The following is a 21,563-nucleotide window of genomic DNA, read 5'->3' as shown; positions in this document are numbered from 1 at the left end:
GCGGCATCCGCGCCAGAATCGCAACGGAGGCCGGCATGTCCCGCTTGTTCGCTTTGTTGTTCGTGTTCCTGTCGGCGGCCGGCGCAATGGCGCAGTCCTTGCCCGCGCCGCAACTCGCCAATCCCGCCTCGGTGAACTGCACGCAGCAGGGCGGTACGCTCGTCATCAAACTGCAGCCCGACGGCGGTCAGTTCGGCGTCTGCGTCTTCGTCGACAACTACCAATGCGAGGAATGGGCGCTGCTGCGCGGCGAATGCCCCAGGGGCGGCCTGCGCGTCACGGGCTACGTCACGAAGGCCGGTCGTTACTGCGCCATCACGGGCGGCCGCTACACGACCGTCTCCGCGCCGGGCGTTTCCCCGGAGCGCGGCACGTGCTCATTCCCCGGCGGCAATACATGCGATGCCGATGCCTGGTATTCGGGCGCCTGCGCCCGATAGGTCAGGCAAGGGCGCTGGACAGAGCCAATCTCAGTTCATCGAGGCTATAGGGCTTGTGGAGAACCTGCGATCCGGCGAGCTCCGGGGGCAGGATGGAGGTCCCATACCCGGTCGCGAAGAGGAAGGGCACGCCCCGGTCCTTCAGAGTCAGCGCGACCGGAAAGCTGGTCTGGCCCGACAGGTTGATATCCAAGACCGCCGCGTCGCAGGCGATCGTGCGGGCCGCTGCAACGGCCTCGTCGAGCCGTGCGCAGGACGCCGCGATCTCATGGCCCAGTTCCGCCAGCATGTCTTCGAGTTGCATGGCAACCAGAGCCTCGTCTTCGACCACTAGGATGCGTCGCCTGGCCGGGATGTCGCTCATGCGCAAATTGTAGTTCAACGGCGTCGGCACGGCGACACCGTGAAGGCTAGGCCGAACGTGTCCCGAACGCCGGAGGCGCGGCCCGCCACTGTGGGGGGCCGCGCCTCCGGCGCACGTGCTAGCGGGTCGGGGTGGTGTAGGTGGTGGTCGTGGTCGTGGCGGCGGGCGCGTACGGGTCGGTCGAGTAGGTGGTGGTGCGCTGCGTGGTGGTGGCGGCGGGAGCCTCGACGACGCGTTCGGTGCGGACCGAGCAGCCCGCGACGGCGATACCGGCGGCGGCAACCAGTACGATGGATTTGAACATGACTCTCTCCTGCTGCTGTGAATGATCGGCGGCAACGGGAGCCCCGAAGTGCGGTTGCGGGTATGCGCGAACAACCCGCTGTGCGACCGGGTCGCGTTGCAGATCGGCCACACCGCCGGATAGGCTCGCTCCATGACCACCGAAACCAGCCCCGCTTTCGACGCGATCATCATCGGCGCCGGCATGTCCGGCCTCTTCCAACTCCACCGCCTGCGCGAACTCGGCCTGAAGGTGAGGATTTTCGAGGCCGGCACGGGGGTCGGCGGGACCTGGTACTGGAACCGCTATCCCGGCGCGCGGTTCGATTCGGAGAGCTACTCGTACGGCTATTCCTTCTCGAAGGAGCTTCTGGCCGAATGGGACTGGACCGAGCATTTCTCGCCGCAGCCCGAGACGCTTCGCTATCTCAACCATGTCGCCGACAAATTCGATTTGCGCCGCGACATCCAGTTCCGCAGCAAGGTCGCGGCCGCGCACTGGCATGAGGAATCGCGGAACTGGGCGGTAACGCTCGAGGACGGGAGCACGCACACGGCGCGCTTCCTGATCACTGCCATTGGGCCGCTCTCCGCCTTTACCATGCCGCGAATCGAGGGTATCGACAGCTTCAAGGGGCAAAGCTGCCACACGGCACGATGGCCGCACGAACCGGTTAGCTTCGAAGGCAAGAGGGTCGCGGTCATCGGCACCGGCGCGACCGGCGTGCAGACCATCCAGGAAGTCGCCAAGACGGCGAAGAGCCTCACCGTGTTCCAGCGCACGCCCAACTGGTGCGCGCCACTGCACAACCGCAAGATCGAGCCCGACGAGATGGCGCGCATCCGCGCCGACTACCCCGAGATCTTCCGGCGCTGTCAGGAGACCTTCGCCTGCTTCCTGCATACCGCCGATCCGCGCGGCACGTTCGATGTGTCGCCGGAGGAGCGCGAGGCCTTCTTCGAGAAGCTATATGGCGAGCCCGGCTTCGGGATCTGGGTCGGCAACTTCAACGACATCCTGACCAACAGGGAAGCCAATGCGCTGATCTCGGACTTCGTCGCCCGCAAGATCAGGAGCCGGGTCAAGGATCCCAGGGTTGCCGAGAAGCTGATCCCGAAGAACCACGGCTTCGGCACCCGCCGCGTGCCGCTCGAGACCCGCTATTACGAGGTCTACAACCAGCCCAACGTCGAACTGGTCGATCTCACAGAGACGCCGATCGAGCGGATCACGCCGACCGGGATCCGGACCAGCGCCCGGGAATACGAATTCGACATGATCATCTACGCCACCGGCTTCGACGCGCTGACGGGCGCGTTCGACCGGATCGATATCCGCGGCGTCGATGGCCGCAGCCTCAAGGAGGAATGGGCAGGCGGCGCCGAGACCTTCGTCGGCATGTCGGTGCAGGGCTTTCCCAACATGCTCATGCTGCTCGGCCCGCATACCGCGCTGGGCAACATTCCGCGCAGCATCGAGTACAATGTCGAATGGGTGACGGACCTGTTGCGTTTCATGCGCGACCGCGGCCTGACGCGCCTCGATGCGCGGCCCGAAGGGGTCGCGGAGTGGATGAAGACGGTGCACGAGGCGTCGGTGGGCCTGCTGTCCAACGAGGTGAATTCATGGTTCACCGGCGTGAACACCAACGTCGAGGGCAAGCAGACCCGCCGTATCGCTCGCTACAGCGGCAGCGCACCGGCGTATCGCGCGCGCTGTGACGAGGTCGCCGCCCACCAGTACCGCGAAATGGACCTGCGCTGATCGACCCCCATGAAGCCCTGCGGGGTGTGTCTTCAATCGAACATTGATGTAGTATGGGGTAAGGCCCGATTCGACCGACGGCCGGCTCACGGAAGGATTGAGATCGTGAACGTTGTTCGCTCGTTGGTATTGGTGCTGTCCCTGGTCCTCGGTATCGCATTCCAGGCCGCGGCCCAGTCTTCGGTTCAGTCTCCGGCGGTGCCGCCCGCGGGTTTGAGCCAGCAGCAGTTCGACTCCCTGGTCGAGGCCATCAGCAATTCGGTTTCGGAGAAGCTCAAGGCCGAGGGAGCAGGGGCCCCCGCGAAGCCGGCGGCACCGGCACCAGCAGCGTCCGATTCCAAATCCAAGGCCAAGGCGCCGCCGCCGCCGAAGATCGTGCATGTCGAGCCGAAGTCGGGACCGGACCCCTTCGTCGCCTTCATCAACGGCACGGAGAAGGTCATCCACGCGCTCCCCGTCGTCGGAGCCCAGCTTGCCCTCATTCCCACGCTGCTCGACCAGCGGGCACAGGGCGGTCGCGGGCCTTCGACGTTCCTGCTGCTTCTCTGCGCGGTCGCCGTGGTTGCCGTTGCTGCCGAAGGGCTGCTGCGCCTGGTGCTGCATCGCCTGAGGTCCACCCTCGCGACCAATGCCGGACCGGAAGGAGGCGTGCGCTCGCTTGGCTATCTTGCCGGTCTCGCCGTTCTGGATGGTCTCGGCGTCCTGGCGGTCTGGCTGATCTGCAATGCCGCTACCGGGATCTGGTTCACCGGCTCGACGGGGCAGGACAAGCTGGCGGCGGCCGTGCTGGCCGGAATCTTCTCCTGGCGGCTCTACGTCCTGCTGTTCAGGGTCGTGCTGCAGCCTGAGTTGCCCGCGGCCCGCCTCTGCGCCGCCGGAAATCACGAGGCCAAGACGCTGTACCTGCGGATCGCTGCAGTGATGCTCGTGATCGTCCTGATGCGGATCCTGGGGCAGGTCCTCGCGGCGATTCGCACGCCGGACGATGCGATGGCGAGTTTCCAGGTGATCGGCGGCATCATCTATCTGGCGGCGTTCCGCTGGCTCGCCTTCCGGTCGCGCCTCGCTGCCGAACAGTGGTTCGGAGGACTGGGACAGCTGGCGCCGGTGATCGCCATCGTCGGCCGCAAGTGGATTCCCATCGCGCCGCTTTTCTTCATCGCGCTTGGCGCCACGCTGATCTACGGCGCCGTCTCTGGCTACAGGCATGTCGGCTCTGCGATGATCCTGACGCTCAATCTCGTCGTCGGTGTCCTGATCTTCGAGACGTTCATGCAGGCGTTCGTGCGGCGCCTCGACTCTCAGCTCGAAGGCAAGACGCCGGCAGGCAGTACGCCCAAGCTGCCCGACGTGGTGGCGCGATGCATTCGCGTCGCCGTGCTGATCGGTGTGGCGGTCGTCATCGCCGAAAGCTGGGTGGTGCAGGTGTTGGGGCTGGTGAACGAAAGCGAATGGGACCAGCTCACCAGTTCCTCGCGCACCGCCGGCGTGACGCTTTTCGTGGCCTTCGTCGCCTGGGAACTCTTCAAGTACATGACCGAGCCCTATATGGGCACGAAGACCAAGGATGCCGCGCAGGCGATCGCCGACGGCGACGCGAGCGCGGCGCCGGCGTCGCGGCTCAGCACCATGATGCCGCTGATGCGGCGCACGGCGGCGGTGCTGATCGTCCTCGTGGCCGTCATGGTCGCGCTGCAGGATTTCGGCATCAACATCACCCCGCTGATCGCCGGCGCTTCGGTCTTCGGCATCGCGATCTCCTTCGGCAGCCAGACTCTGGTGAAGGACATCGTGTCGGGCCTGTTCTACCTGTCGGACGACGCCTTCCGGGTCGGCGAGTACATCGACTGCGGCAAGGCCAAGGGTACCGTCGAGGGCTTCACGCTGCGCTCGATCAAGCTGCGCCACCAGAACGGGCAGGTGCACACCATTCCGTTCGGCCAGCTCGGGCAGATCACGAACTTCAGCCGTGACTGGATCACGGTGAAGTTCAACCTCCGCTTCGCGCGCGACACGGACATCGAGAAGCTGCGCAAGGCCTCGAAGAAGATCGGCGCGGAGATGATGGAAATGCCCGCGCTCGCCGACCAGATCCTGGCCCCGTTCAAGATGCAGGGCGTCGCCGACATCGCTGGCAACGCCCTGGTGGTGCGCTTCAAGTTCACGGCCCGGCCTGGCAATCCGGCGGCCATCCAGCGCGAGGCCATGAAGCGGATGTTCAGCACCTTCCCCGCAATGGGCTTCGAGTTCGCCACGGAGGGAGCGAGCGTGGTGGTTCATACCGGTCCGGCTGCCGCCGGCGACGTCGCCGCGGAGGCGCACCCGGCGCCGACCGCTCAGGCGCCTGCCGCTCCAGCTCCGGCGGCCCCCGCAGCGCCTGCCGCGCCGCCGCCGGCGACCGTCCCGGCGGCCGCCACCTAGTCTCGAAATCGTCATTTGCAGGCGGGTTGCAACCGGCAGCCCGATTGTGCAAAAGCGCCTCCCCATCCACTTGAGGAGCCGCCTGATGAAGACCGAGCCGCATCCCGAGAGCCATCGCGATCCGCGGACCCTGCGACCGCTCCCGCGGTTCATCTTCGCGTCGCGCTGGCTGCAGCTGCCCCTGTATCTCGGGCTGATCGTGGCGCAGGCCGTCTACGTCTTCCTCTTCCTCAAGGAACTCCTGCACCTCGTGGTGGAGAGCCCCAAGGTGACCGAATTGCAGGCCATGCTGATCGTGCTGGGCCTGATCGACGTGGTGATGATTTCCAACCTGCTGATCATGGTCATCGTGGGGGGCTACGAGACCTTCGTCTCGCGCATGGAGCTCAACCGCCATCCCGACCAGCCGGAATGGCTGAGTCACGTCAATGCAAGCGTGCTGAAGATCAAGCTCGCGATGGCGATCATCGGCATTTCCTCGATCCACCTGCTCCGGACCTTCATCGAGGCGGGGACGCTCGGCAAGCCCGACGCGACCTACACCGAGGCCGCCATCATGTGGCAGTCGATCATCCATGCCCTGTTCATCCTGTCGGCCATCGGCATTGCCGTCGTCGACCGGCTGTCGCAGCCACCGCCGGGCCATCACTGATTGGGCTGCCGTTCTTCCAGCCGTTTGCGGATGAAACTTGCAACGTAGAACCGCGTTTGTGCAGTCGAATGACGGGACAGCACGCGACAACCGCAATCCCTGCCGGAGGCCGCTGAGATGCGGGATCTCCTGTTGGGCGTGTCCACGCTCGTCGTCCTGATCGTCGGCATCTTCTTCCTGGCGGCGGTCCTGCAGCGCGGCCAGTACCAGCCCCCGTCCCAGGGATCGTATCTCCCCGATTGCGCCCGGGGAGATGTCAAGGCCGATCCCCGCGACTGCGATCCTCAGAGATAGGCCCCAGCGATAGCCCTGAGCGACGGGCGGGCAAGCCGATCACCGCGGTGGTGCGTCGTATCGCTCGGCAAGCTGCGGGATGCGCGTCGTGCCGTCGTAGCAGACGATCTGGACATCGTGCGCCATGTTGCCCTTGCCGTCCGACTTGTAGGTCGTGACGAGCCCCTTGTAGCTGTCGCGTGACAGGCCAGTCCGCACGGAGATGGGGGTGACCGCCTGACCGGCCTTGGCGAGGTCGGCGGCGATTCGGGTCACCATCTGCATCGCGTCGAAGTGGGCCATCGCAAAGGCATCCGGTTCCGCCTTGAAGGCCTTGCGATAGGCTTCCGCGAACTCCTTCATCGGTCCTTCCGTGGCGGACGCTGGAGACGCTGCCGTCTCGGCGCAGACGCCTTTGAGCTCGGCAGGCTCCAGCAGGGCGGCAGTCGACGGCTGGTGCATCGCGATGCTCGCCACGATCGGCACGCCAGGCAGGGCCTGACGGGCCTGGCGTACTGCCAGAACCGAGGAGGCGGCCGCGAGGTGCAGGACGATCGCGTCGGGATTGGCTGCCTTCAGGCGGACCATCAGCGCGGCAAGATCGGTGGCGTCGGACGCGATGGCCTCCTCCAGGACGGGTTTCGTCTTCAGCGCGGTGAAGGCTTTCGCCAACTCGTCCCGGGCGGCCTGACCGTCGGCCATGCCCTGATGGATCACGGCCGGGCGTCGGGCACCGAGCTTGTCCACGACATAGCGGGCCTGCGCGGCTTTCGCGACGGCGTCGCTCGGCAGGAAGCGGAAGAAGTAGGGATTCCCGGCTTCTGACAGCCTCGGATTGGTCGAAAGCGTAAGGATGGGGACCCCGAGGCTTTGCGCCAGCGGCATGACCGCAAGCATCTGGGGACCGAGCAGGGGACCCATGACGGCGGGCGGCAGCGGCCGCCGGACGGCGCGTTCCCAGACGGCAACGGCGTCTTCGTTCGAGGTCAGCGTGTCGAGCACGCGGGATTCCAGCCGCACCTCGCGGATCTGCCGCTCCGCGAGGCCGGCCCCGTTCTTCTGGCTCGCGGCCTCGATGGACACGAAGCCCGAGAGTGGGGCAAGCACCGGCAACGGCACAGAAGTCTTCTGTGCCGTTGCCGGCGTTGCGAGGAAGGCGAGGAGGACGGTCCCGATTACTGCGCTGCGCCGCCGGCCCATGGAGACATAACCTCGTTCATGCCGGTCAACTCGCCGGTCCTAGGATCGCGCACGATACAGGAGGGATTGGCGAATCCCAGCGGCGAGACGGGATTGTCGACCTCCACCATCGGCAGCTTCGCCGCGATCGCTTTCTTCACCTCGTCGGGCAGGTCGCGGTTCACCCGGATCGGGCCGACGCCCGAGATATCGACCCTCGGCTGATGGAAGGCGGCTTCCACATCCATTCCGCGGTCGATCATCATCAACGAAAGCTGCGAGACGGCCGGAACGATGCGCCGTCCGCCCGAGGCTCCGATACAGAACCACGGCTTACCGTCCTTCACGACCACGACCGGGCAGATGTTGCAAAGCGGCTTCTTGCCCGGGGCGATAGAGTTGGGACGGTTGGGCTCGGGATCGAACCACAGCATGCCGTTGTTCATGGTAATGCCGGTCTTGGGCAGCATCACGCAGGAGCCGAACAGGCTCATCAGGGTCTGGGTCAGCGCCACCATGTTGCCTTCGGAATCGGCGGCGCAGAAATGCGTGGTGCAGGTGTCGGTGGGCTTGTCGCCCAGCGTCTTCAGCCGCTCGTCGTAGGCCTTGTGCATGCCCTCGGCGATGGCAGCGAAGAAGTCGGCGCCGGGAGCGCCCTTGCCCCGGGTCGCGGCGCCCGCCAGTTCGATGGCGCGGCGCAGGGTCGGGCCGGCGGTGAGGCCGCCCGCAACGTTGATGGTGACGCCGTTGTGCTCGAAGGCGAGGGGATCGACGATCTTCGCCTCGTAGCCCGCGAGATCGTCATAGGTGATTGCCGAGCCGCCAGCCTGCAGATCGGCGGCGATATCGCGCGCCAGGCTGCCTTCGTAGTATTCACGCGGACCGCCCTCGGCCAGGCGCCGCATCGTCTCGCCGAGATTGCCGAGCTTGATGTAGCGGCGGGTGCCGGCCCAGTCGCTGGCGGGGACGCGGCCGTCGTCGCAGAGATAGCTGGCCTTCGAGGCGGGGAACTTCTCGAGGTGCTTGGCGCCATTGGCGATCATCACCTGCATGTACCAGTCGAGCTCCATGCCGCGCTGGGCCAACTCGACACCGGGCTGCAGTACGTCCTTCCACTTCAGCGAGCCGAAGCGGTCCAGCGCCTTGGCAAGGCCCGCGACCATGCCGGGCACGGCGATCGAGTGGTAGCCGACCTCGTTGCGCTGTTCCTTGATGTCGGGCCAGGCGAACGGGTTGGCAGGTCCGGGGCCGACGATCTCGTAGACCGAGGGGTCCAGCTTCTTCGCCGAGACCGGACCGTAGTCGACGGTCCAGGCGCGGCCTTCCTTGGCGCTCCAGATGGTCATGAAGCCGACACCGCCGATACCGCTCATCCACGGTTCGAGGGCGCCGATGGCCATGCCTGTCGCGACCGCCGCATCGATGGCATTGCCGCCCTTGCGCAGGATTTCGGCGCCGACTTCGGCGGCCTTCACGTTCTGCGCGACGACGACACCCTTGCCGCGGACCGCATGCTTGGTGAATTTCAGTTGCCGTGTCAGCGACTCGCTCATCTTTGCTCCTCAATTGGAGGCGAGACTGTAGCGGGGCCTCATTTGGCCACAAAGCCTGTTAGACTGCAGGGCGGATTGGCAGAGAGATCGCAGGCTTGGCTGAATTGAACCAGATCGACCTGCGGGCACTGGCCGGGGGCGATAAACGCACATGGGATGCGTTCGTGATCGCCGCCGCGCCGTTGATCAATGCCGTGGTGCGCCGCACCCTGGGCCCCTATCGACTGAGCGAAGAAGACGTCATGGACGCCGCGCAGGACGTCTTCGTCCGGCTTTGCGCCCAGGATTTCAGGCTGCTGAAAACCTACGACCCGGCGCGGGCCGGACTGCCCACCTGGCTGTCCGTCGTGTCCCGGTCCTGCGCCATCGATCATCTGCGCCGCCGCCGGCAGGCCACCGAGCCGATCGATGACGTGCCGGAGGCCGCTTTAGGGGTCGAGGACCGCCATGTGGAGAAACTGAAGATCCCCGCAGGCCTGCTCACGGCGCGGCAGACTCTGGTTCTCAGCTACCTTTACGATGAGGAGCGCGATGTCACCGAAGTGGCGAAACTGCTGTCCGTGGATGCCCAGACCATCCGCAGCACGCATCACAAGGCCCTGCTGCGGCTAAGGGCGTATTTCCGCGAGGACGAGCCGTCCGGCGGGGGATGAATCGCGATGTTTTGGCGTATCATTGGCAGGAGCGATCCATGACCATCGAGCGAACCCCGAGGAGCGACAAGGAGCTGTGGCGGAGCCTCGCCAGCCGGCCCGCCGTCGTGCCGGCAGCGGTGAGCGAGATGGATCTGGCCGCCTGGCTGGAAGGCCGCCTGTCCGAGGAGGCGGCTGCGCCGGTGGAGGCGGCCGTCGCGGCCGACCCCGGCCTGCGCCGCGCGGCGTTCGATCTGGCGGACATTCTCGGGAAACCTTTGCCGGCCGCACCCGAGCGGATGGTGGTTCGTGCCCGGGCGCTGGTCGGCTTCGAGGCTGCGCGCACGGCGCCGGCCGGCGGCCTGCTGGGACGCTGGTTGAAGGGCGGAAGGCTCTTTGCGGGCCAGGGCTACGCGCTGCAGCAGGGCTTGATGGCCGTCGCTGCCCTCGTCGTGGCGACCGGAGGATTTGTGGTGGGTGGCGGATTGAGCGAATCGCTTGCCCAGCAGCGGGAGGGTTATGCCCGGACGGAAACCGCCAGCACGATGACGGCCACGACCTCGAACGAGGTCAGCGAGTTCTTCGCCGGCGACGGTATCTGAGATGTCCTCGCGTGTGATCCAGGCGCTCCTCGGCCTCTCGCTTTTGATGAACGCCTTCATCCTGGCGGGCTTCGTCTATCGCAGCTGGATCGATCCGCCGTCCGAGTGGCAAGGTTTGCCGCCACCGCCGCCGCCCCGGGGCGCGCCGGGCCACCCGGGGCAGCCCGGCGGGCCGCGGCTCAATCCGGTCGAGATGGTGGCTCAGGATCTCGATCTCGACGGCGAGCAGCGAAAACTCATGCAGACGCTGTTCGACCAGTACGCCAAGGCGCGCCGCGACCGGCTCCAGGACATCCAGCGTTTCCGCGAGCAAATGAGCGCCGAGCTGCGCAAGACATCCCTCGACATGGCGAAGGTGGATGCGCTGATCGACCAGGTGAGCCGTCTGCGTGCCGAGCAGCAGAAGGAAACGCTGCGGACGCTGACGCAGCTCGATCCCGCCCTGCGGCCCGATCAGCGCGAACGGCTGCAGCGGCTGCTGGTGGAGCGCATCGTTCCCCCGCCGCCGCCACCGCCTCGCCCGCCGGCCGAGGGGCCGCCCCGCCCGCCACGTTAGGAGGCCTGTCATGAGCACACGCCTTGGTCGCCGCGGCTTCATGGAGGCGGCTGCCGCGTTCAGCGCGGGCATGTCAGCCAATCTGTGGATGGCGCCGCCGGCCCGCGCCGCATCGGCGATGGGCTTCGACGATGCGCGGCACCTGCTGGCGCGCACGTCCTTCGGCGTCACCCCGGCTGAGATCCGTGCCCTCGAATCGATCGACTACCCTGTCGCCGTGGATCGCCTGCTCGACTCTCCCCGTCGCGTGGCCATTTCGTCGGCACCGGCCTGGGTGGGGCAGGGACCGGCGGAACTGCGCCGGCGGGAGCGGGCGGCCGAGGCGCAGCGCAAGCAGGCTGCCGACGGCAAGCAGTCCGATGCGGTGCGCCCGGTGCAGGAGCAGGGGCGCGAACTGAAGAACTGGTGGGTCGCGGAGATGATCGCGACCGACCAGCCCCTGGTCGAGCGAATGACCCTGTTCTGGCACGGTCACTTCACCTCCTCGCTGATGAAGGTGCGCTATCCGGCGTCGCTGTTCCGGCAGAACGCGTTGTTCCGCCGGGAGGCGCTGGGCAACTATGCGACGCTGCTCAAGTCGGTCGCGCGCGACCCAGCGATGCTCATCTATCTTGACGGCATGCGGTCGGTCGCGCGCCAGCCCAACGAGAACTTCGCCCGCGAGCTGCTTGAGCTCTTCACCCTGGGCGAAGGCCATTACAGCGAGGCGGACGTGAGGGCGGCCGCGCGATCCTTCACCGGCTGGAGCGTCGATCGGGAATCCGGACAGTTCATGGAACGGGCCGGTCAGCACGATGACGGCGAGAAGACCTTCCTGGGAAAGACCGGGCGCTTCAACGGCGACGACATCCTCGAGATCCTGCTCTCCCATCCCCGGACGGCCGAGACGATCGTCGAGAAACTGTGGCGGGAGTTCGTGTCGCTCAAGGCCGACCCTGCCGAGGTCGCTCGGCTTGCCGCCCTGTTCCGCGAAAGCGGCTACGAGATGAAGCCGCTTATGCGCGCGCTGTTGCTCTCGCCGGCCTTCCGCGATCCCGCCAATCGCGGCACCCTCATCAAGTCGCCGGTCGACCTGATCGTGGGCACCGTGCATGTGCTGGGATTGCCCGTTCCCGAGAAGACCGGCCTGGTCCGCATGCTGCAGGGGCTGGGGCAGACTCCCTTCGATCCGCCGAACGTCAAGGGCTGGGCGGGCGGCGTGAACTGGATTTCGACCTACACTCTGCTGCTACGCCAGCAGTTCCTGCGCCGCATGATCGAGGCGACGACCGTGGCGCCGATGGAGGGGGGGATGCAGATGGCCAGCCGCCCGAACCGGCGCGCCGACCGTCGAGAGCAGCTTCCGCCGGTCGATGGCGGCGGCATGCAGATGATGGAACCGCCCCGGCCTGTAGAAGGGCGCAGCCTGCGAAACGCCGGGGAGGAGGTACGCCTCGGCTCGACGCTGGCCGGTGCCGACGGGAACTTGCTGTTGCGGACGCTGCTGCCGCGTCAACCGATCGACGGCGTCAATGCGAACGGGACGGCGGGCGCCATCGTCGCATCCGCCCTGCTCGACACGACCTATCAATTGAAGTGAGGAGAAGGCGATGGGCCGGACTCTCCTGCTGGTCGAACTCAAGGGCGGCAACGACGGGCTGAACACGCTCGTGCCTTATGCCGATCCGAAGTATCGCGAACTGCGGCCCGCCATTGGTGTGCCGCGCGAACGGGTGGTCCAGCTCGATGAGAGAGTCGGCCTGCACGAAAAACTCCTGCCGTTGATGGAGTCGTGGAAGGCGGGCGATCTGGCGATCCTGCAGGGCGTTGGATATCCCTATCCCAACCGCTCGCATTTCCGGTCGATCGAGATCTGGGACACGGCGTCGGCGGCGTCGCAGACGCTGAGCGAGGGATGGGTCGCCCAGGCCTTCAACGGAACCCCGCGCGCCAAGGGCATCGGGGTCGACTGCGTCGTGGCCGACACCAATGCGCTGCCCTCGACCGGCCCGTCGCTGCGCACCATCGTGATGCAGGATGCCGAGAATTTCCTGGATCAGGCCGGCGCGATCGGCGCAGGGTCCGGGATGAGCGACGACGGCAATCCGGCACTCGCTCACCTTCTTGCGGTCCGAAACGAGATCAATGCCGCGGCCGCCGGCCTTCGCGACCGGCTGCGGGCCGCACCGGCGCCGGCCGAGGCCTACGGCCAGGAGTTCCTGCTGGGCCGGCAACTGGATCTCGCCACCCGGTTGCTGGCCGCGAAGGTGCCGGTGGTCGCCATCAAGGTGGCGCTGGGCGGCTTCGACACGCATGCAAACCAGGCGCCCACGCACGAGCGGCTGCTGTCGTTTCTTGCCACGAACCTCGCGATCCTGCGCCGGAACCTGATCGCCGCCGGCCGCTGGCAGGAGGTCGTCGTGGCGACCTATTCCGAGTTCGGCCGGCGCGCCCGCCAGAATGCCAGCGCCGGGACGGATCATGGCACCTCGGCCCCTCACTTCGTGCTGGGCGGCCGCGTGAAGGGCGGCCTGCACGGCGTGTATCCGTCGCTCACCGACCTGCAGGACAGCGACCTGCTCCACACGGTCGACTTCCGCAGCGTCTTCGCCACGCTGGCCCGGGGTTGCTGGGGCCAGTCGTGCGATTTCGGGCTGCGCCAGCCGCAACGACTAGACTTACTCGTCTAGCCGAGCGTAGCAGTCCGCCGTCCGAGGAGTTCATCGCGTACCGAGCCGCGATCGGCCTCGATGCGGATGTACCAGATGAGCAGCGCCGCGATGATCTTGATGACCACCGGGATGGCGATATAGACGAAGATCAGCGCCCCGGCGCTGTACTGCCCGATCGAGGGGTTGAAACCCAGGAGCGCGGCGACCGGCAACGAGCCGGCCGCACCAATTGCCGTCGCGAGCTTGGTCGAGAGCGCCCACAGGCCGAAGTAGGCGCCGGTGTCGCCCTTGGTGTCCTTGCCTTCGTCGGAGTTGATGATGTCCGCCAGCACCGACGGCGGCAGGCCGTAGTCGGCGCCGATGCCGAGACCCGTGATGATGGCGATCGGCATGAACCAGATGAAGTCGCCGGCGCCGAGCACGACCCCGAACGACATCGACACGGCCGTCAGGACCATGGCGATGAACCAGGCGGCCGTCTTGCTGAAGCGCCGCGACAGCATCATCCAGAGAGGCACGCTGGCGGCGGCGGCGCCGAAATAGACCAGCAGGATGATCCCGGCCTGCAGCTTGTTCCCCTTCAGCACGTGCTCAACGTAAAAGAGCATCACCGAGACCGCGACGCCCAGCGCGGCGCCGTTGACGATGAACACAAGCAGCAGGCGACGAAAAAGCCTGTTCTTCAGCGGCGCGAAGAACGGAATCAGCGTCTTGATCGTGGTGCTGCGTTCCATGTTGCGGGTCGGCCGGCCAAGCCACGGCGCCAGGCCGATCAACCAGTCGCGGAAGTACCGCACATGGATCTCCGGATTCTCGCGGACGACCGGTGGATGCACGGAGGGCGGCGACCAGAGGAGGGTCGGCAGGGAGAACAGCACGGCGATGGGGATGAAGATCAGCCCCATGTAGACGTAGCCGGCATGCTCGCCCATCTGGGCGGTGAAGTAGGTGGGAAGCACCACCGCGAGGGTCATGCCGATCAGGCCGAAGACCTCGCGGCCGACCGTGACGCGCGTTCGCTCGTTGTAGTCGTCGGTCAGTTCGGCGCCATGGGCGTGATAGCTGATCGACACGCCGGCATAGCCGAGGTGAACGACGAACAGGGCGACGAAAAGCCAGGTCGCCAGCAGGCCGGGTTGCGTGAACAGCGACTGCGGCGGATGGAACAGCATGTAGAAGCCGCCGATCAACAGCGGCAGCATCAGGGCGACGAAGGTGAGACGCCCGCGCGGCCCGCGGTGGGTGAACTTGTCACTGATCAGGCCGATGACCGGATCCTGCACTGCGTCGATCACGCGCGTGGTGATGAAGATCAGGCCCATGATGCCGAGCGGCACCTTGAGGATCTCGCCATAGAAATGGCTGACGTTCAGGACGACCGGCAGGGCCGCCATGTTCAATGGCAGCTGATTGGTCGAATAGGCGACCAGACGATCGAATCTCAGGCGTATGGACGAGGTCGAACCGCCCCCGGACTTTGGCGCATGCACGCTGATTTTGCCTTCCTGTTTGGCTCACCTTGAAGCGGCGGCCTTTATTTCCGACCGTTATATATGCCTGAAGTGCGCCTGCAAAACGTCCGTGCGGCGCGCCGAGAAGCCTGCGGCACAGTAGGCGAGATAGTAGCGCCACATCCGCTGGAAACGCTCGTCGAACCCCATCTTTCCGACCTGTTCGGAGACCTTGTCGAAGCGGCCGAGCCAGGTTTCGAGGGTGCGGGCATAGTCCAGTCCAAAACTGTAGAGTTCGGCGACCTTGAGTCCAGCCTGGCGGCACTGCTCGCGCAGGCTCGTCGGCGAGAGCAGCATTCCGCCGGGGAAGACGTAGGTCTGGATGAAGTCGGGGTGCTTGCGGTAGCGGTCGAAGAAGTCATCGGCGATCACGATGGCCTGCACGAGGGCCGAGCCGCCGGGCACTACGTGTCGTTTCAGGGCAGCGAAATAGTCGGGCCAGAACCGCTCGCCGACCGCCTCGATCATCTCGATCGAGACGATGTAATCATAGCGGCCCTCGATGTCGCGATAGTCGCGGAACTGCAGGTCGACGCGGTCGGCCAGCCCGGCCCGCTCCAGCCGCGCACGCGCGTATTCGAGCTGCTCCCTGGAGATCGTCACGCCGGTCACCCGCATGCCGCGACGCGCCGCGACCTCGGCGAAGCCACCCCAGCCGCAGCCGATCTCCAGGATGCTGTCGCCCTGACGGGCGCCCAGCTGGGTGAGGATGCGCTCGTACTTCGCGATCTGGGCTGCTTCGAGGGGCTTGCTCTCCTCTCCCTCGTAGAGCGCCGACGAGTAGGTCATCGAAGGATCGAGCCACAGGCCATAGAAGTCGTTACCCAGGTCGTAGTGGGCATGGATGTTCTTCTTCGATCCCTCTCGCGTATTCTCGTGCCGGCGGTGGAGGAACTTCAGGATGAGGTCATGGAAGACATTCGTCCGAGCGATCTTCCCGAGCTCCTTTTCGTTCGCAAGAAGCAGGTGAATCAGCGCCGGCAGGTCCGGCGAATCGCAGAAACCTTCCATGTAGCCTTCGGCGAACCCCATATCGCCGTCGAGCAGCACCTTGCGGAAGAGGCGCCAGTCCCTGACCTCGATCTCCGCGCGGGGTGTCGCATCGGCATTGCCGAACACACGCACCTTCCCATCGGGGAGCTTCACCGTCAGCCTGCCGACGGACAGGCGTTCGAGGGATTTCAGGACATACCGGGCGGCGAGAGACATGCGGTCCGTTGCAGAAGTCAGCGGGTCACGAGCTCCGGTGGCGGTGCTGGCTTGCGATAAAATCTCGCGCGCTTCCGCCACAGATGCAAGGCCTGCCAGTGGATCCGGAAGACCACCGCCAGGGTCATGGTCGGGTTGCCGATGAAGCGCCGCAGTACCGAGCGGTCGCCCAGCGCCTCGTGCCGTCCGCCGACCGAGGTTGCGAGCATCAGCCCGTGTCCGTCATGGTAGTTGACGTCGACATGGGCCCGCTCGGCGTCGAGGCGGAAGCGGAAACGATAGCCGCCCTCGATCGGAAGGAACGGCGACACATGGAAGACCTTGCGTCCCTCCAGCCAGGCCTCCGGATTGATCGGCGCGCGGTCGTCGTGATGGACGAGATAGCAATGGCTCTCGCCGAAGGTGTTGTTGACCTCGCAGAGGACGGCCCGCAGGGCACCGGCCCGGTCACGGCAGAACCAGAAACTCACCGGATTGAACACGTAGCCGAGCATGCGTGGCATGGTCATCAGCATGACCTCGCCGTCGCAGAGCTCGGCAAGGCCGTGCTCGTGCAGGATGGCCCGGAGCCACGTCCTGAGGTCCGAACCGTCGCGAGCTCCATGATCGGCCCGCCGGAAGGAGACGAGCCCCCTGCGGTCGAGCTTGAGCCAGCGGCCCGCCGCGCCTTCCAGGGCATCGAGGTTGAGACACAGGTACCCGACCTTGTAGCGGAAGGCATTCTCGCGCGGTCGCAGCCGGCGGTGCACGACCGTGGCATCGACGATCGAATGGGCGGAGAGCCCCGTCACGTCGCCTCCGGCGCCACACGCGCCGCGACCGGGATCGGCAGCGGCGGGATGGTCGGCCGCTCGGCCACGACCCGCGGCGGATCGCCGATCCGGCGATGCTCGTCGGGGCGCGCCCAGGGCCGCTGGACGCCGAGCTGCTCGGCCACGTCGAGGCCGGCGGAGAGCGCATCCTCGTGGAAGCCGTAGCCGCAGTAGCTGCCGCAGAAGAAGGTGTCGCGGACGCCCTGCAGGAGATGAAGGTCGCGTTGTGCCCGGATGGCGGCGGCATCGTACATGGGATGCTCGAAAGAGAAGCGGGCATGCGCCGTAGCTGGTGCCGGGGCACGGCCGGGATTGACCGAAACGAAGAGCGGTGTGCTGTCGGGCAGGTTCTGCAGCCGGTTCATCCAGTAGGTGACGCTCACGTTGCTGTCCCGCGCGCGGCTGTCGGCGACATAGTTCCAGCTCGCCCAGGCACCGCGCCGCCGCGGCATCAGGCTTTCGTCGCCATGCAGCCAGACCTCGTTCTTGGAGTAGGCGAAGCGGCCGAGCAGGCTGCGCTCCCGGTCGTCGGCGTCGGTGAGCAGGCCAAGTGCCTGGTCTGCGTGGCAGGCCAGCACGACCCGGTCGAAACGGTCCCAGTGGCCTGCCGCATCCCGTACTTCGACGCCCTCGGGCGTGCGGCGAACGGCACTGGCGGGCGTGGAAAGGCGCGCCCGGGCGCGCAGCGGGGTCACGATGCGCTCGACATAGGAGCGGCTGCCGCCGCTGACCGTGCGCCACTGGAGCTGGGGTCCTACGGTCAGCAGCCCGTGATTGTTGAAGAAGCGCACGAAGGTCTGCGCCGGGTAGTCGAGCATCTGCCCCAGCGGCGTCGACCAGATGCACGACGCCATCGGCAGCAGGTAGCGATCCCGGAACGCGGTGCCGAAGCCGGCTTCGGCGACGAAATCCCCGATCGTAAAGTCGAGATCCTCGCTCCGGTCCAGCAGCGTCGGCGCCAGGCGGTTGAAGCGCAGGATGTCGTGCGTCATGCGCAGGAACGACGGGCGTGCGATGTTGCGGCGTTGCGCGAAGTAGCCGGCAAAGGAGCTGCCGTACTCGAACCCGCCCTCGTCGAGGCTGACCGCGAAGGACATGTCGGAATCTTCGGTCGGCACGCCGAGGTGATCGAACAGCGCGACGAGGTTTGGATAGTTGCGATCGTTGAAGACGATGAAGCCCACGTCGACCGGACGGGGCCCCTCGGGCATCGGCGCCTCGACAGTGCAGGAATGGCCGCCGAAACGGTTCTCGCGCTCGTAGACGACCACGTCGTGGCTGCGACTGAGGAGCCAGGCGGCTCCGAGGCCGGATACGCCGGCGCCGATGACGGCGATTTTCATTGTACGAAGACTCCCCTCGGTACTTCTACGCTGATTTCTTGACGGTTTGGAAGGCGGCCAGTGCGCGGTCCCGTGCCGCGCCATGCTCGACGACGCGTCCGGGGTAGACGGAAGCGGGCAGCGGCTTGGGGGCGGTCCAGGGGCTGTGGACGACCGCGTCGGGCAGGTCGGCAAGTTCGGGCACCCAACGCCGCACATATTCGCCCTTGGGATCGAACTTCGCGCCCTGCAGAACCGGATTGAAAACGCGGAAGTAGGGCGCGGCGTCCGCGCCGCATCCTGCGACCCATTGCCAGCCTGTGGCGTTGTTCGCCGGATCGGCGTCGACCAGCGTGTCCCAGAACCAGCGCTCTCCCGCGCGCCAGTCGATCAGCAGGTCCTTGGTGAGGAAGGACGCGGCGATCATGCGCACGCGATTGTGCATCCAGCCGGTCGCCCATAGTTCGCGCATGCCCGCGTCGACGATCGGATATCCGGTCAGGCCCTTCTGCCAGGCCACAACTGTCTCTCCCGGATCGGCCCAGGGAAACGTATCGAACTCCGGCCTGAAGTTGCGTTCGGCCAGGTTTCCGTTGTGGAACAGCAGGCTGTAGGCAAACTCCCGCCAGCCCATTTCCGACAGGAACTTGTCCACGGCGGCGGACGCGCCGCGGTTGGTGGCGGCTCGCCAGACCTGCCGGGGACTGATCTCCCCGAAGGCGAGGTGCGGGGAAAGGCGGGACGTCCCCTCGACGGCCGGCAGATCGCGGGCGTCGCGATAGGCGTCGAGCGCTATGTCGAGAAAACGGGAGAGGCGGGCCAGCGCGCCGGCCTCACCGGGTGTCCAGGCGGCGCGCAGTCCGCCCGCCCAGTCGGGCGTGGTCGGCAGAAGGCGCCAGTCTGCGAGCAGATCGGTCGCAGGCCAGGTCTTCGGTACCGGCAGGCTCTTCGGTGCGGGGAGCGGTTCGTCGGGTGGGGGAAGTGCCCGGCAGGCACGCCAGAACGGCGTGAAGACCTTGAAGGGATCGCCGCTCTGGTTCTTCACTTCCCACGGCTCGAACAGAAGGCTCGCCTTGAAGCTTTCGGCCCTCAGGCCGCGCTCGGCGAGTGACTTCTTCAGGTGCGCGTCTCGATGGCGCGAACCCTCGTCATAGGCCCGGTTCCAGAAAACTGATGTGGCCGCGCACTCCGTCACGAGGTCGGACAGCACACGCCCTGCGGGCCCGCGGCGCAGCGTCAGGCGCGACCCGAGCTTGCGAAGCGATTCGTCGAGCGAATGCAGGCTGTAGTGGAGCCACCAGCGTGAGGCGCTACCGAGCGGGCGACGTCCGACGGTCTCGTCGTCGAGAATGAAGACGGGCAGCACGGGCTGGCCGGTGCGCAGCGCCTCGACCAACGCCGGATTGTCCGAGACGCGGAGGTCGTTGCGCAGCCATACGATCGAAACCGACATACCGGGCATACGCAGGGCGGGGCCGGCCGGATGATCGGTCAGGACCTCGGGCAGTTGGGGGCCGGTCGCATTTCGAGGGTCTGCAAGTCGGCCGTCACGGTCACGAGGCCGGTATCGACCGTCAGGCGATCGAGAACGCCATTCTCGAAGACCTGGGCCGTCACGGAAAACATGGGTCTCTGTGCCTGCTGGCGGCCACGGGTGAAGCTCATGACCAGAGGCCACGACTTTCCCTTTGGGAGCGCGACCGGCTTGTCGGACGGCCGGGCCGGACGGAGCCTGTCGTTGCCGAGCTGCGTCACGTCGACCAGAAAGACGTCGCCCACCACCTCCGGATCGAAGGTCAGCGCCGGAAAGGCGGTGGCGTTGGCGCGCAGCCTCTCGATCAGGTGATCGATGGCGGCAACGGGCAGGAGCGTGGCGTTCGGCAGGGAAAACTGGAAGGGTGGGACGCCGGGCTGGACGATCTCGGTTCGCAATTCGCCGCCGTCTTTCTGGACGCGGCCCTTGGTCTCTCGCGTATTGCCGTTCTGAACCTGCACGGTTCGATAGCGAAGGTTGTTGCCGCTGCGGGTTTCCTCGGCATCAAGCTTGGAAGACAACGCCATCTTCCAGGAGGCCGTGAGCGCGATCTCGGAAGCGATATCGCGCTTCAGGTGCCAGCCCGCGCAATCCTGGGAAATGTCCTGCACCGCCGTGCCGATCCGCGGCGCATTGGCGGCATTGCCCAGTCTCAACACATACTCCGCCCGGTGGGGCTGCATCTGCGCGTAGGCAAGTTGCGGCCCGCACAGAAGCGCGGCGACGGCGAGACACACGAAACGATGCATCGAGTCACCTTGCGCACCGGCCCGCACCCGGTCAATCGTGCTTCGCATGAAATTGCGCGAGATCGTGGCCGGATTCGGGCGGGACCCGTTGGATGGGGATGGCCTGCGGGTGCGCGTGCACATGCCATGAACAGGCTCGCGTTCATGTGTGCCGGCGAGCCGCTCGAAGCGCTGCCGATGGGCGCTCTCTACTGGCCCGCGGAACGGTTGCTGGCGGTCGCCGACCTCCATCTCGAGAAAGGTTCTTCCTACGCCGTCAACGCGCGCAAGCTGTTGCCGCGCTACGACACGCGCCAGACGCTGGGCGCGCTCGCGGCCCTGATCGACGCCGTCCGACCACGCACCCTTGTCTGCCTGGGCGATTCGTTCCACGACCGGGCCGCGATCGAGCGCATGCCCGAGACCGAGAGGATGGCGATTGCGCGCCTCACGTCGCGGACCCGCTTTGTCTGGATCGCCGGCAATCACGATCCCGCGCCGCCGCCGGAGGGATGGGGCGAGGTGGCGGGGGAGATTGCGGCCGGGCCCCTGGTGTTCCGGCACGAGGCACTGTTCGGGCCGGCCGAGGGCGAGGTGTCGGGTCACTATCATCCCGTGGCCGCGCTCACGGTGCGCGGACGAGGCCTGCGGCGGCGCTGCTTCCTGACTGATGGAAGGCGCATCATCCTGCCGGCCTTTGGCGCCTATGCGGGCGGTCTCAACGCCCTCGATCCGGCGATCGCCCAGCTCTTTCCTGGGGACTACGACGCGCTGGTGGTCGGCCGGGAGTTTGTTCGGCGATTGTCGTGGCGGCAATTGAGGCCGGATGCCTCGCTGGCCGTCATGAAATGGGAAAGACGCGCCACCGATCGGTGACGGGGCGTCCCCGCGATTGAGGGGCCGCCGCCGGCGCTCTGACGACCATGGCGTGAAACCGACGAAACAAACCGGCCTCCTTCGGCAATCCGCCGGAAACCAGGGCCCATGACACTGGTGCCATCCAAGGTGGCACGAGGATCTCCCATGAGCTTCGCCTCGCTCGCCGCCGGGATCGGTCCAGCCGGTCACAGCACGTGA

At 66.4% G+C, this 21,563-nt stretch carries 21 protein-coding genes; 11 read left to right on the top strand and 10 right to left on the bottom strand.

The window, feature by feature from the left end:
* Positions 1–35: 35 nt before the first annotated feature.
* Positions 36–440 carry a DUF333 domain-containing protein gene (locus LJ725_RS23125; RefSeq protein ID WP_230553308.1) on the top strand — a complete coding sequence of 135 codons (405 nt, stop codon included), beginning with the start codon at positions 36–38 and terminating at the stop codon, positions 438–440.
* Position 441: 1 nt separating this feature from the next.
* Here the strand turns inward: LJ725_RS23125 and LJ725_RS23120 are convergent, their stop codons facing one another.
* Positions 442–804: a response regulator gene (locus LJ725_RS23120; protein ID WP_230553307.1), complete on the bottom strand. Its 363-nt coding sequence runs from the start codon at positions 802–804 to the stop codon at positions 442–444.
* A gap of 118 nt (positions 805–922) precedes the next feature.
* A complete protein-coding gene (locus LJ725_RS23115) occupies positions 923–1,108 on the bottom strand; it encodes a hypothetical protein (RefSeq protein ID WP_230553306.1) in 186 nt (61 codons plus the stop codon).
* 132 nt (positions 1,109–1,240) lie between these two features.
* Between LJ725_RS23115 and LJ725_RS23110 the strand changes: the two genes are divergently transcribed.
* The 4 genes from LJ725_RS23110 to LJ725_RS23095 all read left to right on the top strand — a co-directional run bounded on the left by LJ725_RS23110 (position 1,241) and on the right by LJ725_RS23095 (position 6,218).
* A complete protein-coding gene (locus LJ725_RS23110; protein ID WP_230553305.1) occupies positions 1,241–2,851 on the top strand; it encodes a flavin-containing monooxygenase in 1,611 nt (536 codons plus the stop codon).
* A 105-nt stretch (positions 2,852–2,956) separates the two neighbouring features.
* Positions 2,957–5,272 (top strand): mechanosensitive ion channel family protein, encoded by a 2,316-nt coding sequence (locus LJ725_RS29245; protein ID WP_230553304.1) that lies wholly within the window; start codon positions 2,957–2,959, stop codon positions 5,270–5,272.
* 85 nt (positions 5,273–5,357) lie between these two features.
* Positions 5,358–5,924, top strand: a complete 567-nt coding sequence (locus tag LJ725_RS23100; protein WP_230553303.1) for a TIGR00645 family protein — start codon at positions 5,358–5,360, stop codon at positions 5,922–5,924.
* Between the two features lie 117 nt (positions 5,925–6,041).
* Positions 6,042–6,218, top strand: coding sequence for a hypothetical protein (locus LJ725_RS23095; protein ID WP_230553302.1), 177 nt, complete (start codon positions 6,042–6,044; stop codon positions 6,216–6,218).
* A 39-nt stretch (positions 6,219–6,257) separates the two neighbouring features.
* Here the strand turns inward: LJ725_RS23095 and LJ725_RS23090 are convergent, their stop codons facing one another.
* Entirely contained in the window at positions 6,258–7,316 is a 1,059-nt protein-coding gene (locus LJ725_RS23090; RefSeq protein WP_230553301.1) for an ABC transporter substrate-binding protein, read from the bottom strand.
* A 56-nt stretch (positions 7,317–7,372) separates the two neighbouring features.
* The gene (locus LJ725_RS23085; RefSeq protein WP_230553300.1) at positions 7,373–8,929 is read right to left on the bottom strand and encodes a gamma-glutamyltransferase family protein; all 1,557 of its coding nucleotides are present in this window, start codon (positions 8,927–8,929) and stop codon (positions 7,373–7,375) included.
* 104 nt (positions 8,930–9,033) lie between these two features.
* Between LJ725_RS23085 and LJ725_RS23080 the strand changes: the two genes are divergently transcribed.
* From LJ725_RS23080 to LJ725_RS23060, 5 genes are read left to right on the top strand one after another with little or no spacing between them, the layout of a single operon-like run.
* Positions 9,034–9,582, top strand: coding sequence for an RNA polymerase sigma factor (locus LJ725_RS23080; protein WP_230553299.1), 549 nt, complete (start codon positions 9,034–9,036; stop codon positions 9,580–9,582).
* 38 nt (positions 9,583–9,620) lie between these two features.
* A complete protein-coding gene (locus LJ725_RS23075; RefSeq protein WP_230553298.1) occupies positions 9,621–10,163 on the top strand; it encodes a hypothetical protein in 543 nt (180 codons plus the stop codon).
* A gap of 13 nt (positions 10,164–10,176) precedes the next feature.
* Positions 10,177–10,719, top strand: coding sequence for a Spy/CpxP family protein refolding chaperone (locus LJ725_RS23070; RefSeq protein WP_230553297.1), 543 nt, complete (start codon positions 10,177–10,179; stop codon positions 10,717–10,719).
* A 10-nt stretch (positions 10,720–10,729) separates the two neighbouring features.
* Positions 10,730–12,298, top strand: a complete 1,569-nt coding sequence (locus LJ725_RS23065; protein WP_230553296.1) for a DUF1800 domain-containing protein — start codon at positions 10,730–10,732, stop codon at positions 12,296–12,298.
* A gap of 10 nt (positions 12,299–12,308) precedes the next feature.
* Entirely contained in the window at positions 12,309–13,388 is a 1,080-nt protein-coding gene (locus LJ725_RS23060) for a DUF1501 domain-containing protein (protein ID WP_230553295.1), read from the top strand.
* Here the strand turns inward: LJ725_RS23060 and LJ725_RS23055 are convergent.
* Genes LJ725_RS23055 through LJ725_RS23030 form a run of 6 tightly spaced genes read right to left on the bottom strand, consistent with a single transcriptional unit; the run spans position 13,385 to position 20,507 of the window.
* A complete protein-coding gene (locus tag LJ725_RS23055) occupies positions 13,385–14,860 on the bottom strand; it encodes an MFS transporter (protein ID WP_230553294.1) in 1,476 nt (491 codons plus the stop codon). The two genes, LJ725_RS23060 and LJ725_RS23055, sit on opposite strands and share 4 nt — an antisense overlap.
* A gap of 57 nt (positions 14,861–14,917) precedes the next feature.
* A complete protein-coding gene (locus tag LJ725_RS23050) occupies positions 14,918–16,090 on the bottom strand; it encodes an SAM-dependent methyltransferase (protein WP_230553293.1) in 1,173 nt (390 codons plus the stop codon).
* A gap of 17 nt (positions 16,091–16,107) precedes the next feature.
* Positions 16,108–16,881 (bottom strand): DUF1365 domain-containing protein, encoded by a 774-nt coding sequence (locus LJ725_RS23045; RefSeq protein ID WP_230553292.1) that lies wholly within the window; start codon positions 16,879–16,881, stop codon positions 16,108–16,110.
* Positions 16,878–18,245 carry an NAD(P)/FAD-dependent oxidoreductase gene (locus LJ725_RS23040; RefSeq protein ID WP_230553291.1) on the bottom strand — a complete coding sequence of 456 codons (1,368 nt, stop codon included), beginning with the start codon at positions 18,243–18,245 and terminating at the stop codon, positions 16,878–16,880. The genes LJ725_RS23045 and LJ725_RS23040 overlap by 4 nt, the downstream gene beginning before the upstream one ends.
* A 25-nt stretch (positions 18,246–18,270) precedes the next feature.
* Positions 18,271–19,677, bottom strand: a complete 1,407-nt coding sequence (locus LJ725_RS23035) for a cryptochrome/photolyase family protein (protein WP_230553290.1) — start codon at positions 19,675–19,677, stop codon at positions 18,271–18,273.
* Positions 19,678–19,715: 38 nt separating this feature from the next.
* Positions 19,716–20,507, bottom strand: coding sequence for an EipB family protein (locus LJ725_RS23030; RefSeq protein WP_230553289.1), 792 nt, complete (start codon positions 20,505–20,507; stop codon positions 19,716–19,718).
* A gap of 126 nt (positions 20,508–20,633) precedes the next feature.
* Here LJ725_RS23030 and pdeM point away from each other — a divergent pair, with 126 nt between their 5' ends.
* Positions 20,634–21,362 carry a ligase-associated DNA damage response endonuclease PdeM gene (gene pdeM / locus LJ725_RS23025; protein ID WP_230553288.1) on the top strand — a complete coding sequence of 243 codons (729 nt, stop codon included), beginning with the start codon at positions 20,634–20,636 and terminating at the stop codon, positions 21,360–21,362.
* Positions 21,363–21,563: the final 201 nt, after the last annotated feature.

Origin of the sequence: Reyranella aquatilis, from assembly GCF_020880995.1 — a bacterium.
Lineage (GTDB): Bacteria > Pseudomonadota > Alphaproteobacteria > Reyranellales > Reyranellaceae > Reyranella > Reyranella aquatilis.
This window is presented reverse-complemented; position numbering and strand designations above follow the sequence as displayed.